This is a genomic window from Pseudomonas sp. IT-P294, from assembly GCF_949767865.1.
In the GTDB taxonomy this organism is placed as follows: domain Bacteria; phylum Pseudomonadota; class Gammaproteobacteria; order Pseudomonadales; family Pseudomonadaceae; genus Aquipseudomonas.
Genome location: NZ_CATKQW010000056.1, coordinates 253,247 through 269,940 on the forward strand (window position 1 = coordinate 253,247; position 16,694 = coordinate 269,940).

At 54.6% G+C, this 16,694-nt stretch carries 13 protein-coding genes; 2 read left to right on the plus strand and 11 right to left on the minus strand.

The genetic code is table 11. The features are described from left to right. Window positions 1-96 precede the first annotated feature (96 nt). Both ACM6I0_RS27225 and ACM6I0_RS27230 read left to right on the plus strand, forming a co-directional pair. On the plus strand, window positions 97-2,673 hold the full coding sequence (locus ACM6I0_RS27225; RefSeq protein ID WP_414923714.1) for an AAA family ATPase: 2,577 nt from the start codon (window positions 97-99) through the stop codon (window positions 2,671-2,673). Next, the gene (locus tag ACM6I0_RS27230; RefSeq protein WP_414923715.1) at window positions 2,670-3,989 is read left to right on the plus strand and encodes an McrC family protein; all 1,320 of its coding nucleotides are present in this window, start codon (window positions 2,670-2,672) and stop codon (window positions 3,987-3,989) included. The genes ACM6I0_RS27225 and ACM6I0_RS27230 overlap by 4 nt, the downstream gene beginning before the upstream one ends. Before the next feature lie 333 nt (window positions 3,990-4,322). On the opposite strand, the gene ACM6I0_RS27235 is transcribed toward ACM6I0_RS27230, so the two are convergent. The 11 genes from ACM6I0_RS27235 to ACM6I0_RS27285 all read right to left on the minus strand — a co-directional run bounded on the left by ACM6I0_RS27235 (window position 4,323) and on the right by ACM6I0_RS27285 (window position 16,581). Further along, window positions 4,323-5,060, minus strand: a complete 738-nt coding sequence (locus ACM6I0_RS27235) for a hypothetical protein (RefSeq protein WP_414923716.1) — start codon at window positions 5,058-5,060, stop codon at window positions 4,323-4,325. After that, the gene (locus tag ACM6I0_RS27240) at window positions 5,057-5,203 is read right to left on the minus strand and encodes a hypothetical protein (protein ID WP_414923717.1); all 147 of its coding nucleotides are present in this window, start codon (window positions 5,201-5,203) and stop codon (window positions 5,057-5,059) included. The genes ACM6I0_RS27235 and ACM6I0_RS27240 overlap by 4 nt, the downstream gene beginning before the upstream one ends. 153 nt (window positions 5,204-5,356) lie before the next feature. Continuing rightward, complete coding sequence (locus ACM6I0_RS27245) at window positions 5,357-5,749, minus strand: hypothetical protein (RefSeq protein ID WP_414923718.1); 393 nt, start codon at window positions 5,747-5,749, stop codon at window positions 5,357-5,359. A 194-nt stretch (window positions 5,750-5,943) separates the two neighbouring features. Beyond that, a complete protein-coding gene (locus ACM6I0_RS27250) occupies window positions 5,944-8,646 on the minus strand; it encodes a hypothetical protein (protein WP_414923719.1) in 2,703 nt (900 codons plus the stop codon). Window positions 8,647-8,788: 142 nt separating this feature from the next. After that, window positions 8,789-9,436 carry a hypothetical protein gene (locus ACM6I0_RS27255; protein WP_414923720.1) on the minus strand — a complete coding sequence of 216 codons (648 nt, stop codon included), beginning with the start codon at window positions 9,434-9,436 and terminating at the stop codon, window positions 8,789-8,791. Continuing rightward, on the minus strand, window positions 9,436-10,185 hold the full coding sequence (locus ACM6I0_RS27260; RefSeq protein ID WP_414923721.1) for a hypothetical protein: 750 nt from the start codon (window positions 10,183-10,185) through the stop codon (window positions 9,436-9,438). Before ACM6I0_RS27260 ends, ACM6I0_RS27255 begins: the two co-directional genes overlap by 1 nt. 57 nt (window positions 10,186-10,242) lie before the next feature. Then, window positions 10,243-10,941, minus strand: coding sequence for a hypothetical protein (locus tag ACM6I0_RS27265; protein ID WP_414923722.1), 699 nt, complete (start codon window positions 10,939-10,941; stop codon window positions 10,243-10,245). 11 nt (window positions 10,942-10,952) lie between these two features. Continuing rightward, window positions 10,953-13,970 (minus strand): ATP-binding protein, encoded by a 3,018-nt coding sequence (locus tag ACM6I0_RS27270; RefSeq protein ID WP_414923723.1) that lies wholly within the window; start codon window positions 13,968-13,970, stop codon window positions 10,953-10,955. A 35-nt stretch (window positions 13,971-14,005) separates the two neighbouring features. Then, a complete protein-coding gene (locus ACM6I0_RS27275; protein WP_414923724.1) occupies window positions 14,006-15,124 on the minus strand; it encodes an ankyrin repeat domain-containing protein in 1,119 nt (372 codons plus the stop codon). Between the two features lie 248 nt (window positions 15,125-15,372). Further along, window positions 15,373-15,858 (minus strand): hypothetical protein, encoded by a 486-nt coding sequence (locus ACM6I0_RS27280; protein ID WP_414923725.1) that lies wholly within the window; start codon window positions 15,856-15,858, stop codon window positions 15,373-15,375. Window positions 15,859-16,326: 468 nt separating this feature from the next. After that, window positions 16,327-16,581, minus strand: a complete 255-nt coding sequence (locus tag ACM6I0_RS27285) for a hypothetical protein (protein WP_414923726.1) — start codon at window positions 16,579-16,581, stop codon at window positions 16,327-16,329. Window positions 16,582-16,694 lie beyond the last annotated feature (113 nt).

The following is a 16,694-nucleotide window of genomic DNA, read 5'->3' on the forward strand; positions in this document are numbered from 1 at the left end:
AGTTATGAATTGAAGTCCCGCGCAACGCGACGCAGTAACCTTCCGCCAAAAACCTCAGTTCTGATGAATACTCTCTCACCAAAAGGAAATGGTTGAATGCATGAACCCATTGCAGAGCGTGAAAAGATCTGGACCGCATTCCTTGAGCGCTGGCCGCTCGAATCCTTGCCAGCCATGACGCTGAAGCAATACAGCCAGGCGGGCACAGATGACTACTTCTGCCGCTGGTTGGAAAAGCACACCGAACCTTTGGGCTCGATCTGGGGTGGTTCATCTTTCAAGTTTGGTGTGTTCTCACGCTTGGACAAAGTGGAAAAGCGCAGCCCGCATCATAGCTTTACCGCAGACCATGCTTGGCTGAACAAATACGGAGATAGTGCGGACGAAGCTTTTGCTCTGGTGCGCGGGTTGATTATCACCGTCGCAAACGCCGCCCGCGAGGGCGATCTGGATGTAATCGAGAAGGTCGATCTCGGTCCGGTGTTCAAATGGAAAATCGCCTTCCTTTACCAAGACCGAGAACGCCCTCAGATCCTTGGCATCTTCGCCGCAAGAGACCTGCGCGCCGCTCTTGGTGAGAAGGCCAGCTACAAGGAAAATCTTGCAGCTCTACACCAGCAGCTGATAACCACTCGTAATGATGAGAATCTGTTTGCCTGCTCCGATCGCCTCTGGGATAAGGCGCAGCACTGGCTATATGAGCAAAGTCTGCCTGAACAAGCGTTGGGCTTTTTCAACAGCCAGCCTGACCGGTTTGAAGCGATCAACACGACTCAAAAAATGGCGGGCTTTACCTTGGGGAATGGTAGGCCGTTAGCGTTGGTGCGGGAGAAGAAAGAACTTTCCGCATTCGTCTCACCAGGGGCTTGGCAGCAAATAGTTACGCCCTTTTCTACAGAACCTTATCCCAGCGAACGTACCCGCCACTCCGGCCTGGCCACCTGTGCACCACAGCTTGTGCAAGGATCTGAAGCGCTTTTGGTTACGCTCAAAAATCTTCGCGACCTTGAGGCGTTCTGCGAAGCCTATGAATTGGACGACGCTGATGTAGAACCCCGGCCACCCTTCACAGAAGAGCTCAATGTAACCATGTCCGCACCTCTGAACCAGATCTTGTTCGGCCCACCAGGCACTGGCAAAACCTACGCCACTATCGAAGCAACCCTGGAAATTCTCGACCCGGACTTCCTTCGTGGCGCAGTAGGTGATCGAGCGCAACTGAAGGCGCGTTTCGATGAGTTCTCCAACGAGGAAAGAGTTCGCTTCGTGACCTTTCACCAAAGCTTCAGCTACGAAGACTTTGTGGAGGGTATACGCGCGTTGCCGGTCGAAGGTGACGATCAAACGGCCGGAGGCATTCGCTATGACGTTGAGCCCGGCATCTTTCGCAAGCTGTGCGAGGATGCCGTCCGCGACAAAGCCTATGAACACAAGGTGGGTGTCCGCGAGCATGCACGGGTGTGGAAAATATCCATTGATGACGCGGGACCAAGCGAGACGCGAAATCACTGCTTCAAACACGGTGAAGCGCGAATCGGCTGGAATAAGGTCGGAGACATCCGTAAGGCCAATCTGGCCGACCCCGCCCACAAACTCGGCACCAACGATCAAAGCTCCTTGAATATGTTCGGCAATGAAATCCTGCCGGGCGACATTCTGCTGTGCCTCAAGAGCAAGACGTCCATTTGCGGCGTGGGAGTGGTAACCGGTGAGTACCGCCTCGATGAGCACCAGGAGCCTTATCTGCGCGATAACTTCGTCCACGTATTACCGGTGCGCTGGCTGGCCAAGCACATCAACTTCGATATTCTAGCCCTGAATGGTGATACCAGCCTGACCCAGAAAACGGTCTATCCCTTGGCTCGTATCAAATGGCCTGCGTTGCAACAGGCACTTCAGGAAGCGGGTATTGCCCTCGAAGCAGCGCCTTTAGCTGCAACGGCGGCGACAGCACATCAACCTCACGTGCTGATAATCGATGAAATCAACCGTGGCAATATTTCCCGGATCTTTGGTGAGCTGATCACTCTGCTTGAGCCCTCGAAGCGCGCCGGTGCCGAGGAGGCTCTGCATGTGCAGCTACCCTACTCCAAGGCTCAATTCAGCGTGCCATCCAATGTGTACCTGATCGGCACCATGAACACCGCCGACCGTTCGTTGGCCGGGCTGGATATCGCACTGCGGCGACGGTTCAGCTTTAAGGAGATGCCTCCCCAGCCTGCTCTACTGCGCAACGTATCGGTAAGTGGTATCAATATCGCGGACCTGCTTTCTGTGATGAATGAGCGAATTGAGGTGCTTCTCGATCGTGATCATTGCCTCGGCCACGCCTACTTCATACCCTTGAAACTAGAACCGACCATGGAGCGTCTGGCCTCGATTTTCCGCAATCAGGTACTGCCGCTGTTGCAGGAGTATTTCTTTGAGGATTGGCAGCGTATTCAATGGGTCCTCAATGATCACCGTAAAGTAGACCCTGCAGACCACTTCGTTTACCAGTCAAAGGCAGACCTCAGCGTATTGTTCGGCGACAAAGTACCCGTTTCCGTCCATAACATGCCTTGGCGAATCAATCAGCAGGCGTTCACTCGAGCGACTGCGTATCGGAGCTTGATCGCTACTGTGCACCAACCGACCGTACCAGCGTCCGAGCCGGATGCAGTTAACCTGTGAGCAGCGTAACGGTTCGTGAGCACGCGCAACTTACCACCGAATCTATAAAGGCTACGCTGGACCGTGCGCAGGTCTCCGTCAGTGCATTCGACTGGCTATGTGAACTGAGCGCCTCCTTTAAGAAAAATGGTGCGCCACTGGTCCAACGCAACGGCCAGCGGTCGCTGAAGCTGGACAATTACGTCGGCATTGTTGAAACGCCTTGCGGCACAAGACTGGAAATCCTTCCCAAGCATAGGCACCACAACGATTGCTTGAAAGAAAGCCGAGCGCTTTTGCAGAAGATGATTCAGGCTGCGTTGGACTTGCCAGTACGCCAGACAAGCATGGCGAGTCTTGAACTATTCGACACGCCTTTACCTGAATGGTTAATGCGTCATTTCCTTCAGGCGCTGGATCATCTTGTAAAACGCGGCATGCGCTTCGACTATCGCAACATCGAAGAACAACAGCAGTTCCTGCGTGGGCAGCTCAATGTGGTGGCGCAGATGCGCCAACCACCCGGGCGCGAGCACCTGTTCCAAATTCGCTACGACGTTTTCCAACCTGACGGTCCGGAGAACCGGCTATTGCGTAAAGCTCTGGAACGGGTGTGCGAATTCACGCGAGATCCTGACAATTGGCGACTGGCCCATGAGTTGCGTCACCTACTGCATGAAGTGGCTCCAAGCCGCAGTATCAGCCAGGACCTCAAACGATGGCGCACCGACCGGCTGATGGCGCACTATCAGCCGATAAAGCCTTGGTGCGAACTGATCCTAGGTGAACAGTCACCACTGGCTGTGAGTGGTGGCTGGCACGGTATCAGCCTGTTGTTCCCCATGGAGAAGCTATTCGAACGCTACGTCGAGGTGATGCTGCGCCGAGATTTACCCTCAGCGGCCACGTTATCGGCTCAACCATCTAGACATTCACTATGCTCACACCAAGGGAAACCTTTGTTTCAACTCAGGCCGGACTTCTTGCTCAGGCATGCAGCCAGCACTTGGATTCTGGATGCAAAGTGGAAGCTGCTCGACGGTGCAGACCCAGACGATAAGTATGGCCTGAAACAAAGCGATTTCTACCAGATGTTCGCCTACGGCCAACGCTATTTGGAAGGCAAAGGTGACATGGTGCTGATTTACCCGAAGCACGATCGCTTTGCCAGGGCCTTAGAGCCCTTCGCCTTCACTAAAGATTTGCGTTTATGGGTATTGCCCTTTGACTTGGTCGCCGGCGAACTCGTAGGCGGTGAGAAGGTAGGCTTACCCTTGGAAGGGCTGAAGTTACAACAACGCCCTGCTAACCCGATTGAATCGCCCCTAATTAAGTAGAGACTCGGGAGCGTCCACTTCTGGCCGATCTCTTCCAGTCACCTCTTCGGCATGCACTGATCAACCCGTGTGCAAACAGTGGTCAGCACCTATCCAAATATTTGGTAATACGCCGCCCCCCACTGGCTATGCCGTAGATGGGTAGCCTGGTGATGATCCACGCGCGTATTGTTTAAGAAAGTTTTCTCGCCCTTTAGGGGCTCCAGGAATCATCAATCTCTTTGTGACGACTGCTGAAAACAGTTCAACGGTTCTTCATTCAAACCACGTCATGCTCCAGTTTTTCCTCAACTGGAGTTTCATCAATGTTTCACATTCATACTACGGCGGTGCTCAGGCACTCGGAAGTGGTGTTTCACTCAGTCCAGAATCTCGCGACGAATCTTGTCCTGCTCTCGCAGCTCTTCGGCCAGCTCTCGCAGCAGCGGCCTCATCCCGCCCGTCCAGGCATTGCGCGATGAAGCAGCCATACCCTCGGCGCTGCGTGGTCCGGTGCTTCGCTCCCATGGTCGCCATTGCCGGATCAGCTCCGCCTGCCGTGCCCGTCGCTCGGGTGTCCAGCCATTCGCCACGCTCAACCTCCAATAGTTCGTTCTGCATTTTTTTGATTTTCCGCGTGCACGTGGGGGATGCTTGACTGCCGTTGTTCACTTGAACCTGATTGCCGATATTAGCCTGCTTCACAAAGGCAATCTGTTTTGGTGCCTTCAGTTCGGCCAGAGTCTGCAAGGTGGCGCGGCTTTGGCTCTGTGCCTTGAGCGCCAGCCGCAAAAACTTATCCATTCGGTCCAAATGATCTGCCACCATTGCTTTACCCGCCAGATTGGCAAACAGCCCATCAAGGGTATGTGCCAGAGCCAAAAGCATGTTCTCCGCACGGGTCATGTCGCCGCTGTTCATTGCGGCGGTTTGGCGCTTGAGCTCCTCCACGACCTCTGTAACCGGCTCATCAAAGTGCTTGCACGTGACCAGCACGGCGGCGCTCAGGCACTCCGGAGTGAGCGCTATGCGGACCTGAAATTGAGACTGTGTTTCCTCGTCGCGTTTGGGAATACTGAGTGATTCGCTCATGAGGTCGACTCCATATGGGTGTTGTCATAACGCTGGCGCAGCGCTACCCCTGTCACAAAATAAAGAAGTTTCAGTGCGTGACAGGTTACGGACACAATCAGGCGAATTTCGGACTGATTTATGAACAGACGGTTCTTGCTCATCGCTTACTCCCCCTGCCCTACTTTTTCATATCGCCTCTCAGCCACATAAGCCGACGATAGGACGACATCTTGGGTGGGCACTTCTTTGCGCCGATTGCGCCGATGGTGTTCGGCGCTGCGCCGGTCATGTTTGGCGCACTGGCGCAAGCATACTCATGCGCTGCGCCGATGCGCTGGGGGGTTATAGGGGGTGGCGCGGCGCATGTTAAACATACGGAATTGGCACACCATCGGGCGCATCAGCGGAATTCTTTGACAGCTCGACCAACTCCAGGAACTCTCGGATTTACCTTCAACTCGCAAGGTGTGGAACAGGCTGACGATATTGCGATCCAGCCGGTAAATCAGATCGGCCTGCGAAAGGTTGCCTTCGATCTCGACACCCGCACGGCTGGCTACATCCTGGGCCAGGGCTTCACCCAACTGCCGCAGCTTGATCAGCGTGGTGTTGGGGTCACTGGCGAATACTTGTTCGGCCGTACCTGCGAGTTGCAGGAATACCGGGTCGTGTTCTTCCAAGAAGGCAAAGTTACTGCAAAGCGCCATGATCGATCCTTCGAGTGCAAACCAGTGAGTCGGCGATATTGAATTCAATAACGCATAGTGGATGGAGTTTAACCAACTAGAGCCACGCGAACCATGGCACTGGGCCACCCCTTTTCGTGGCGGCCTGTTCAACGCCAAAGAGATCGTTGCATGTCGTCGGTGCAAAAAACGATAGCGAGCGACGCTCTAACTTCTTACACCTTTGCCAAATCCAACTCCCCAATCACACTGCAATCCCCTGCTTGCAACGCTTCCAGCGAACTCGCGGTACATAGCTGTATTCCATGAGGTCCGGTCGCTTGGGCAAACACCCGATGCCCCTGGTGATCGCCGACGATATTCAATCGGTATTTGTAGAGACCGGTTTCGCCTTCGAGCATTTCACCCGTGTGGGCTCTTGGCGATTGGGAGTGGAACAAGTTGAAGACCCGGTCGCGGGGGACGCCAAGCTCTTTCCAGGTGTTGTAAGACTCGCCTTGCTGCAGCCCGGGGCTGAACTTGCCTCGTTGAACGCGACCGACGTAGTGGGCAAACGGCGCTTCTTCGGTGTCGCGAGTGATATTGGAGATTACTTTGACCGGGCTGCCGGGGGCTAGACGTAGCAGGCCGATTGCAACACCTGTTTTGCCGTTGGGACTGAAGGGTTGGTCGGGATTAGCAGTCAGCGGTTGATGGACGATGATCGTCGGGACGGATTCGCCTATCGGATAGATTTTGACTGTAAAGGTCTGCTCTGGCGGCGGAGTTGAGGCTTTGGTGCCCGTTTCCGGCTGCATTTTCCTGACAAAGACTTCCAACGTGGAAGCCAGGTTGCCGAAGATTTCAGCCGCTTCCTCACCAGTACCCTGAGACACTGATTCAAACAGCTTACGCACAATCGCCGAGCGGCTGCTGTTACCGGCCAGCAATACGTGCACGCTTTCCACCGGGTGCCCGGTGAAGGCTTTACTCATAGCGCTGAAAAAGTTCTGAATGCCCAAGCCGATACGAACGGTCAGATAGCTCAAGAGCTTATCCACAGGGACGGCCAGCTCACTGTCGATTTTTTCACCGTCGCGATTAAGCAATGGCAGTTTCAGTACGCCGTTCTTCTCCGGCAAGGCACCTTGTTCCCACAGCGGACGCAAACGCGATACCAACATCACGCTGTTGGTAGAGGCGCTTTGGCTATCGAGCAGGAACATCTCCGAGCCAGGGAAATCTTCTGCGTCCAACGGTCGAACGAAGCCAATACGCTTGGCTCGGCAGACCTCGATGTTGTGACGAAACACCAGATAGGCCATGTTCTCGAGCAGGTTTTCACCGCCAAGGTAGGCGTCCCCGGCGTTGCCGTAATGTTCGAAAACCTCTTCCCAACCTTCATCCTCTTCGGCTTCGGTGGGCAAGCGGTAGCGCCCGAAATCGAAGTCGGTGGTGCCACCGCCGAAGTCGAAAACGCCGTACGAAATGCCACTCTCGGTCGGCTCAATGCCCAGTTTCGGCAGCGCGGCGGCAGCGTAGGCGGCAGGTTCGTTGGCCAGTTCTTCGACGCAGAACTCTTTGAAAACCTCATTCTCAAGTAGCTGAGGCGGCAGGCTGCGCTGCAGACCTCTGCGGAATGACATCAGGATGGTTTCTTTGAGATCACGGGTATAGGCGACCGGGAACGTCATGTAGTAACGCAAAAAGAGTCCGCGGCTGCGCCAGTTGATCGCCATGCCCAAGTACCAGGCGTACAACTCGATCGGGTCGAGCGGATCATCCTGGCTGACGGTCAACGCCTTGCCTTTGACCACATCACGTTTGGTCAGGGCGGGAAGCTGGTATTCATAACCGTTTGCGCGATCGGCAATACGAGTGAGGTTGTCCGAACCATGGCGTAAAGCCCAGTGTTTGATTTTGGACAAGATGCTGGCGACCACTTTGGGGTCGCTGCCGTTATTGCGCAGGCTGTGCAAAGCCTCGTGAGAACAACGCACGTTGTCCCAATCCAGATTGGGGCGGTAAGCCTCCGAATTCCAGGTTTCCAGGCTGCGTTGCAAATCGATGAACTCAAGCACCGTCGGGTTTTCGTAATGCTCGGGTTTTTCTTTTTCCCACTGGTCCTTGGCGCCGATACGCAGCAGTTTGTATCGGCCGTTATCGTCGTAGGCCACTACGCTGCTGCTCGTGCCAAAGTCGATGGCAATGTTCCAGTCCTTGACGTCCGTCACCGGGTCGCGGGCACGCAGCTTGGCTTCGGTCAGCCAAGCCTGATCTTCGCCACAGAACTCCCACATACCCAAGTTCGGGTCGGTGAACTGGGCATCACTGAGTTTGGGTAAACGGCAGATACGGTAGTCGACGTCGCGGTACAGAGTGGCCAAATCAGGTGCTGGAGTGTTCATGATTGCTAGTGGATCCTTGTCGTAGTCCGCATCAAGAGTAGTCAGGCTCCAGCCGCGCTGGATGGCGTGAGTTACAAACGCCTGAGTGTCGAAGCGCCTCACCTGATCGCTGCATGCAATCAGGTAACCGATCCCGTCGGCTTCAAACCAATCGCCAACAACGTCGACCGTTCCCTCTTGCGACAACCAATACTCTTCCCCTCTTATCGCTTTGGAGTAGCCATCGTGTAGAGGATTGTCCTCGGTGGTAGCAAACGCTACCAGCTCGACCTTGGTGGGAACACGCCATGGGCCAGTGCCCATGATCAGTTTTTCATCAAGGATTTCCTTTGCCTCGCACAGACTGTAGGTAGAGTGGGCATCGCAGTCGTAGTCCCACATCAACCGAGTTTGAGTGTCGTACAGAATCAACGCGGACTCTTCGGGATACCCCACCAGCCAAAACCGCGAGGCGGCAATTTCAGATGCGCACTTGACGCGCAGGTTTGCCACAAACGCATTGCGGATACGGGGCGGAGTACTCCCTGACATACGGCGTTCCTTTAATGTTTTGACTTGTTTTAGCAGCCCTATCAACTGACCGAGCAAAGCGGGCGAAGACGAAGCCTGGTACATGGTCATTGGTCTGGTAGGACTCTGTTTTTAAACGGCAATCCATGGGCGGTGTTGGCACCTATTCCGTCGCAGCCAAGGGGAGACGCTGTCGCTCGCCTCCCGCATTGGCCAGGCCTGGCAACCACTGCGCCGTGATTACATCCCCTCTCAATGTGGCTCGCTGATGCAGGCGATAGTCGTATTCAACGCCCGCGTCCACCTGGCACAGCTCTGCCTGGCGATCGCGCCAGATCAGGTTATGGATACCCAGGCATCCTTCAAGGATGTGCAGCTCGGAGACATGTGCCGGGCGCGCCTGGGATTTGCAACGCTCGGCCAGCAGGTCCCACAGTTCAAGCAGGCGTTCCCATTGGGCGGCGCTGGCCAACAAACGCGCCAGCTGCCTTCCCTGGTCTTCGCCTTGAATGAGCCACGTGCTATTGAGCTCCTGATCGCTCGAGATGGCGTCGAGCAAGGTCAATTGAGCGGACAACTGCGCGCGCAATGGGTCGTCCGGGCATTCGTGCGCGGCTGTCGGAAACGCGACGATGGAGACCGGTTCCTGTTCGGGCTCTGATACCGGCTCTGGGAGTGGTTCGAGCGAAACTTCCCGTGAGGCGACGATTTCAAGTACCAACCGCTGAATCTCACAGTCGCTACCCAGCAGTTTGATCAGCTCTACTCTAAGCCATTCCACTTTAGGGATCTGTGAGGAGAGCTCGTCCATCAAACCACCTCCAGCAGGTCGCGCAACTGTGCTCGTACCTTGAGTTTGTAAGTCAGCTCTTGGGCAAATCCGAGTACCGCGTTGCGTTGTGTGACCGATAGTTTCAGGAAGCGTCGACGCAGCACGGCGATGGCCTCCAGCGACGGCTCGGGGAAAGGTGACTCGACGTCTGGAATCTGCAGCGAACCCGACATGAACGCCAGATCCTGCGGACTGACGCTGGACCAGAAGTTCTGAAACAACAACGGCAAATAGAGCTGCAACAACTCGACGTCCTGCAACTCGCCCAAGCCGGACACGGCAGCTGAAGCAACGTGTACGGACGCTTGCGCCAGTTGAGCCGGGCTTTGTTGTGTCAACACGTACTGTGCAAGCCAGGTAGCATCGTAGGGCCTAAGCTGTTCACCCTCCGGCAACGTAATACGCTCTGCTATCGGCTCATAACGAAGTACTTCCCAACTCGTGCATTGCAACTCGGTGAGTGTTCTGGAAACGTCAAACAGGTGATGAGCCGTAGCCTGCTCATAGATCAGTGTGATGTGCACCTGCGCCATCTGCTTGCTTGAATTGCGGCGCTCGCTCAATTGCTTGAGCACCGAGCCTGCGGTATGCGCCGAATGGCTGTTTAGGAACACCCACGGATCACCATTGACCAAGGTGATTTTCCACAAATCGTCGGGCGCGGCCGTTGACTCAAAACAGGCGATCTGATCGCCGATCAGGACTAAAGCATATTTCTCGATAGACACGGGACGGTCCCAATTGATGGCCTCAACACGCCGAAACCGACGTGCGAGGCATGGCTGTCAGATTGCCTCAGGCTTTTTGAACTGCTCAACCGCCGCATCCAGTTGCGCGAAAATGGCTTCTTCAGTTTTCTCAGGTGCCATGGCTTTTTCGGCGGCGACAATTTTACCTTCGGTCTCTGCCGCTGCGGCCGGAGCAAGACGGCCTTCAAAGTATTTGAGCAGACTGATGACGTCAGTTGTGGAGTTCAGCAATGAGGTCAAACGAGTGCTGGTGAAGTACTCCGGATTGTTCGCCACCAGCGGCCAAAGATTGGCCATGGTGCCTTCACGGACATTGAATTTTTCATCCATACCTTGGGCTCCGACTACCAGGCCGGCGGCATATTTATCGGCATCGGTGATTTTGTCCGTCTGGGCAGGGTCGAGTTCAAAGGCACGAATTTCTTTCATGTACGCATCAAAACTGTCGAAGTTTTCGGGTTTGATATCTTGACGGGATGCCTGAATGGCTCTGTCACCGATGTCTTTGAGTTGCTCGCCAGGTCGGAAAATCTCCATGATCTGTAGCACGGCCTGGACCACGTTGACGAACGTGTTGAGTTTTTCAAGGCTACCGATCAGCACCGGCACAATCTTGGGCAGTACGGTAGTACAGAACGTAGCAACGGCCGGACCAATGGACGCGATTACCGGTGTAATGGTGGCTACAACGCTCGCTACTGTGCTGAATACTGCTGCAATGAGAGGAAATACCATGGTTCAGATTCCTAGATTGAGTCGAAAGATTTAAGGAGTTCCAGCCGCTTCATCGGCCGTTGTGCGCAGGTCGCGTCGAAGGTTTCCAGCGAGTCACCCAACGCGTCAAAAGCTTGATCGAGCAGCGGACGAATAATGATCCAGTCCTCTTCGTACCAATCAGGAATGCTGGCGCAATCCTCGAAGACCTTGGCTAATAACCCGAACACCTGTGCAGGTGTCAGGTTGAGCGAATCGCTTAACGCTCGAGCCTCAATTCCAAAGCGTTGTGCGATGCGCACCTGCAATGGTTTCGAGCTGTCCGCCTGCAAACGCATGTGGTTGAGTGTGAGGAACATGTTGATCAGCAAGCAGCCTTTTTCCAGCACCTGCGCCAGCTGCTCTGGCTTACTCATCAATGGATCTGCAGCCAGTAGCGGCAGCAATTTGTCTCGTTGCTCCCAGAGCTGGAGACGACCGCGTTGCTTGATCGCTGACTCCGGTATTTCTGCCGCGTCAGTTTGCGCAATCTGCTCGATCTGGACGCGCACAGCACCGTGCCAACCGCCGCAGTAGACGATGGTTTCACCCGGTTTGAGCAGCGGTAGAAAGGCCTGCTGTTCTTCGCTCAAGCCAATGGCATCACCGATGATTTTTCTGTCATCGGCAGCGAACAGACGGTGGACGATTTTGGTGTTCGTGTTCTTGATCACGTCAGCAATCAGCTTGTTCGGAATTTGATCGGCAATGATCAATCCCTCTCCATACTTGCGCACCTCCGCGAGCAAGTTAGCGAACATTTCGACGCCCATTTTTTTGGATTCGGCATCGCCGGGCTCCGGCCGCGACAACAGACGATGAGCTTCTTCGATAAGCGTCAAATGCTGGAATGTCGGTTGGACTCTATGCCGCTGTTTCATGCACTCAGCCAAGCGATTGATGATCAATCCCATCAACAGGGCCTTATCCTTCTCGTCTTTGATTTCTTCCATTTCGATCACTACGTGGCGATCAAGTAACTGGTCGAAATTCATCGAGTAGCGAGAGTTGAGCATCCGTCCTTTGACCCCGAGCGTCAGGCTGGTCAAACGCGCGACCAATGAGCCACGGTACTTCTCTTCGAACTCGCGCCCCATTTGCTTGGACATGATGACCTTGTCCAGTTTGGCGATCATGTCGGAGAAGGTGGGCCAGGCGTCGCTGCCGTTTCTCCAAGGATCGTCGAGCAAGAAGTTCTGTGTACTGTGAATATCCCAACCCTTGGCCTTGTAGGCCTCGATAATTGCCTCTTCGACAATCGACGGCATCGCCGCTTCCATTGGAAACACTGCCGCCAGCGTGGCATTCAACACCGAGATATGGCTGGCCAGATTCTGCCGGCTGGAGACCAGTTCAAAAGGATTCAGGCGGAACGGTGTGAGATCTTCACGGCCCAAGGTGTAGTAATCGACCTCAACCCCGCGACCGTGCAGTGCGCGGTATTCAGTTTTGGCCGGTTCGATCACCATGAACGGTAGCCTGGACTCCAGCAGCAGGTTCATGCAGGTAGTAGTTTTCCCTGCTCCCGTTACGCCAGTCACGAAAACGTGCTTGGACAGTTCTTTCAGTGGCAGACTGACCGGTTTGAACTCCAGCAGCCGGCCATGCTGGATAATCTTGCCGATCTTCAACGTCTTGTCGGCGCATGTAGCATCCGTGCCGGTATTAAGGGCAAAGTCGACATTCTTGCGAATTTTCAATCCGGGCAACTCGAGGCTCGGCAAACCGGCGACCAACGCCAGCTCTTCAATGTTCAGCCATGTCGCGCCCAGCAATTCGCCTGCCGGAAGCAGCGGCGTGCTGTGGGCAACGCAGTTGTCAGCGGAAATACCTTTGCTCTTCAGCCGCCGTAGCTGTAACAACTCCGGCAGGTTGAAAGTAGTGCCGGACTGCAACTTATGAACCCGTAGCGGTGTGACGCTTGAGTTATTCCCCTGGAAAGTCGAAATCAAACCGCGAGATAGCCGCTCAAAGGTACTGCGAGCCTCGGCGCTGACATAAATGGCTGTGCGGTACATGCCTTTACTGCGCCCCTGAAGGAAACGTTCGATCAACGTTTCGCTCAGGTGTTTTTGCAGCTCTTCGGCGCGTTTGTCGGTGCGCTCACGGGTCATGGCCAGACTTTGACCGCCACTCACCCCATTGGCTTGGGAGTCACTACTACCTTCGGCCCTTGAATCACTGGTGCCAGTGCCCGAGTCTCTACTCGTACCGTTTTGAGTTGATTTGCTGGAGGAGTTGCTGGAGGCTCCCATGCTGGAACCCCGGTTGGAGGACGTCGAGGTGCCTTTAGTGTCAGTGGTCGAGGTTCCGGCGGTCTGGGTGCTTTGCCATCCGCTGTTCTCGGACTGCTGCACGGACTGCTTGATATGCGCCGACAGCAACGTCGAAAGGTTGTAGACGCTGTCTAGGGTAGCGCGGACTTCATCGTCCTTGCCGGGCTCCGCATAGATAGTCAGTTGCCAGGTTTCTCCGACCAGGCTGTTGGCCAGTCGCTCGACGCCCTGGAAGTCCTCTTCTGCCGCACGGTCGTTTTCATTGAACGAAGGCACACCGGTGATCATGCCCAAGTGACGGCTATCGTGATAAAGATTTTTGAACTTGTCGTCATCAGACCGAACGTCTTCAAGTCGAGCGCCGAGAAAGTTACCTTCAAAGGTAGCCCGCAGCATTTTCGATGCATCCGGAATATCGATGTCCTGCGAAGATGTCGCGACACCAAGGTACAAATTGATGCCTTCGGGTCGGCCAGACAGGATGTACACGCTGGCGCAGGAAGTACTGTTCAGGCAGGAAATGACATTGGTCATTGCCTGACGATAGGCTTCGGGCTTTCCTTCACCGATTTCGCTGATGTGCAGCATCCGATAACGGATCTGGCTATCAGGCAGTTTGGGTAAACGGACCAGCTCGGCAAAATTTGGAGCGTCCCAATCAATGCTTGGCAAGTCATTGGCCATTGGCACCAGGCTTTTCAATGCCGGCGAAGTTGGATCGTGTTTAGCGTTCATTCAATAATCCCAATCCATGAGGAGGTCCCAGGCACTCAGCGCTTACGAATGTTGAGCAAACCTTTTTCATCGAAATGATGGTCGTAGTGCGTGCGAAAATAGCGGTCCACTGACTGCTCGTAAGTCTTTTTCTTGAGCCATTCGATGACCTCGATATTGGCATCCGGCTTACTCCGCAGATGTCGTGCAAGCGCCAGACCCAGTGCAGTTCTGCCCTTGGCGTCGAGCATTTTCAGGTCGGAACCCTGATCGACCAACAGCTTGACCAACCGTAAGTTGCCCATTCGGGTTGTGATCATTTGCCCGTCTGCCGCGTGCATCAGTGCCGACCTCGAATACTGGTCGGTTTCATTGATGGTCGAGGCAAACAACTCGACGACACCTGCGTGAGGTTTGAATCGCCTGGACATGGAGAGCTGAATCAACGGAGTTTGCCCGCTGTGATTTCTGATGTCTGGCTGGACGTAGCGGAACAACAAGCGGCACGCTTCCACGTCACCCGCCTCGGCGGCTAGATGCAGTGGGGTGTTGCCTTTCTCGAAGGCATCGGCACAGTCGATGATTGATGAGTGAGCGCGAATGTAGCGCTCAAGGTCGCCTACATCTCCAGAGTTCAGCGCCTCATTGAACTCACGGGTATTGAGCTGTTGCTCGGTCAGAACAGTGGGTTCGATCCGGAAAGAGAAAGCGCGCCGGTTGTCGTCCTCAGACGGCGGGCGTTCAACTGGGCTCAGGTCGCGCGAGGTCCAGTTTTCCAGGTCCTGTGGTGTCCAGACCTTGTCGTCCTGGAAGTGGAACAGAGGTTGCCAGTCTTGTTCGTCGCCAATGGTCGCGCCCTTGGCACTTCTCAGGAGAGAGCCAAGCTCTTTCTCCATAAATCTTCCGAGCAGAACCACAAAGTTCTCGGGCAGTTTCGTACTGGCAGCCAGATGAACACCGTATCGCCCATCAAATAACGTGCTTGAAGTGTTCAACATCCACAGGGTTGCCGGTTTCTGGTCAGGATGATCGAACGCCCACTGACGGGTGAAGCGCGCGACTGACTCACACCAGGCAAGATCTTGATTGGAAGCTTCGATGCGGCACACATCAATGGCGAGAAAGTGCACCGGCCCTTTCGGAACTTTGACGACAGACGAATAGTGAGTGTTCATGGCGCAGGGCTTCCATTTCCGATGGGCATGATTCAACAAAGAGCAGCTGATGGACGCGATGAGTCAGGCACAATCGCCAAACCGAATTTGCACCAGCATTGGTTGGGAGCGGGATGTAAGACACGGCAAGATTTACATCCTTGCGCATTGCACCAAAGGCCGAGCACGTAGACGAACCCGCAACAAGATCGCTATCGGCCGCAGCCCCGGCTTCTTGAATACGGCAAGCATCGGGAAGGCGAGTTCTCTCATACCTTCACCCAAGAGCGTTTTGCAATAGCGTTCTTCACGCAATAAAACACCGCGATCAACAGCACGAAAGCGACCCATTTATAGGGCGTAACTTTCACCAAAAAACTCGCTGCGATCCAGTCCTCCCAAGACCGTCCATTGCCGGCCAGAAACAAGCCAACTGTAGCCAGTTGGGTCATCAGGACATACGCGCCCCCAAACTTGAGCAAGAACAGCAGGACTTTTTTACGTTGGTCCACATACTGCTGTTCACTTTCCGCCGCCGAGCGCATCGCGCCCATAACGCCACCCACTATCAATAGGCCAATGCCTCCTGTAATCAGCGTCAAAAAGGTGGATGCCTGCTCAATATCAGCCTTGCCGGCATACAAATAGAGGTAATAGACGAAGTACCCAACGTACAACGCAAAAACGATTTTGAACGGTCGCGACATGGCAACAAAGCCGATCAGCGCGACGACAAATGCGATAAATACCAACATCCCTTTCCCCTGCTACAACACTTACTCCGTGGCGTCCCGATCTGATCGGCACTGCATCGGGCCCAACGATATCATCATGATATTACTTTGTGCGTCTGCGAGGACTCAAAAACCCCGTAATCGCGCAAGCCATTCGGCCAGAGTGCGGTCGATAACGCCTGCGCGGTGACGACTCAACGACTCGCTCCCACACTTTGGGCAGCAAGCGAACCAGTCGCCTGGCCCAAGTGCATCGCTTCGCGGCGCTACGGTTTTCTTCCATCTACACTCATCGCAAACAAAGGTGAACGGCTTAGGTTTAATGGGCATAACGACTCTCCAAAAGACTTGAAAACTTGCGATCTCCAGCATCTCTTTGGACCCCGGACAATCACCCTCGATTTGCTGATCAAACTCCCCACATTACCCGCAGCACTCTCGCGGTATCCGCTCGATCAGCTCGCGCAACTGCTACTGAGTCCGACGCCTTCACACTGACGGAATCAATGACTGCAAAATCTTCAGCTTTCCTTGCAGCTGTTCCACATGCGCTTTCTCCGCTCGCAACGCCGAGCGCAACTCTCGATTCTCCATCTCCCACATACGTGCCCAGCGAGTTGCGCTCCGGCACACCAGCATCATCTTCCAGATGCCGCGTAGCCGCAGATACTGAAACATCAAGATCAACAGGATCAGCCCAAGCAACACCAGCGCACCTGCAGAAACCACGTCCAACGCGTTCATATCCACTTCCTTAGTGAGTCCGAGTTATCTCGAAGACATTCACAAGATATGTAGTGTTAAGCGACAGGTCTAGAATGTAGACTTATACAGGTAAACAAAACGAGCACATGGAG

Coding starts and splice junctions, on each gene's coding strand:
- ACM6I0_RS27265 (WP_414923722.1), bottom strand. CDS start 10,941: ATGGTATTTCCTCTCATTGCAGCAGTATTCAGCACAGTAGCGAGCGTT.
- ACM6I0_RS27270 (WP_414923723.1), bottom strand. CDS start 13,970: ATGAACGCTAAACACGATCCAACTTCGCCGGCATTGAAAAGCCTGGTG.
- ACM6I0_RS27280 (WP_414923725.1), bottom strand. CDS start 15,858: ATGTTGGTATTTATCGCATTTGTCGTCGCGCTGATCGGCTTTGTTGCC.
- ACM6I0_RS27255 (WP_414923720.1), bottom strand. CDS start 9,436: ATGGACGAGCTCTCCTCACAGATCCCTAAAGTGGAATGGCTTAGAGTA.
- ACM6I0_RS27225 (WP_414923714.1), top strand. CDS start 97: ATGCATGAACCCATTGCAGAGCGTGAAAAGATCTGGACCGCATTCCTT.
- ACM6I0_RS27250 (WP_414923719.1), bottom strand. CDS start 8,646: ATGTCAGGGAGTACTCCGCCCCGTATCCGCAATGCGTTTGTGGCAAAC.
- ACM6I0_RS27235 (WP_414923716.1), bottom strand. CDS start 5,060: ATGAGCGAATCACTCAGTATTCCCAAACGCGACGAGGAAACACAGTCT.
- ACM6I0_RS27285 (WP_414923726.1), bottom strand. CDS start 16,581: ATGAACGCGTTGGACGTGGTTTCTGCAGGTGCGCTGGTGTTGCTTGGG.
- ACM6I0_RS27275 (WP_414923724.1), bottom strand. CDS start 15,124: ATGAACACTCACTATTCGTCTGTCGTCAAAGTTCCGAAAGGGCCGGTG.
- ACM6I0_RS27245 (WP_414923718.1), bottom strand. CDS start 5,749: ATGGCGCTTTGCAGTAACTTTGCCTTCTTGGAAGAACACGACCCGGTA.
- ACM6I0_RS27240 (WP_414923717.1), bottom strand. CDS start 5,203: ATGAGCAAGAACCGTCTGTTCATAAATCAGTCCGAAATTCGCCTGATT.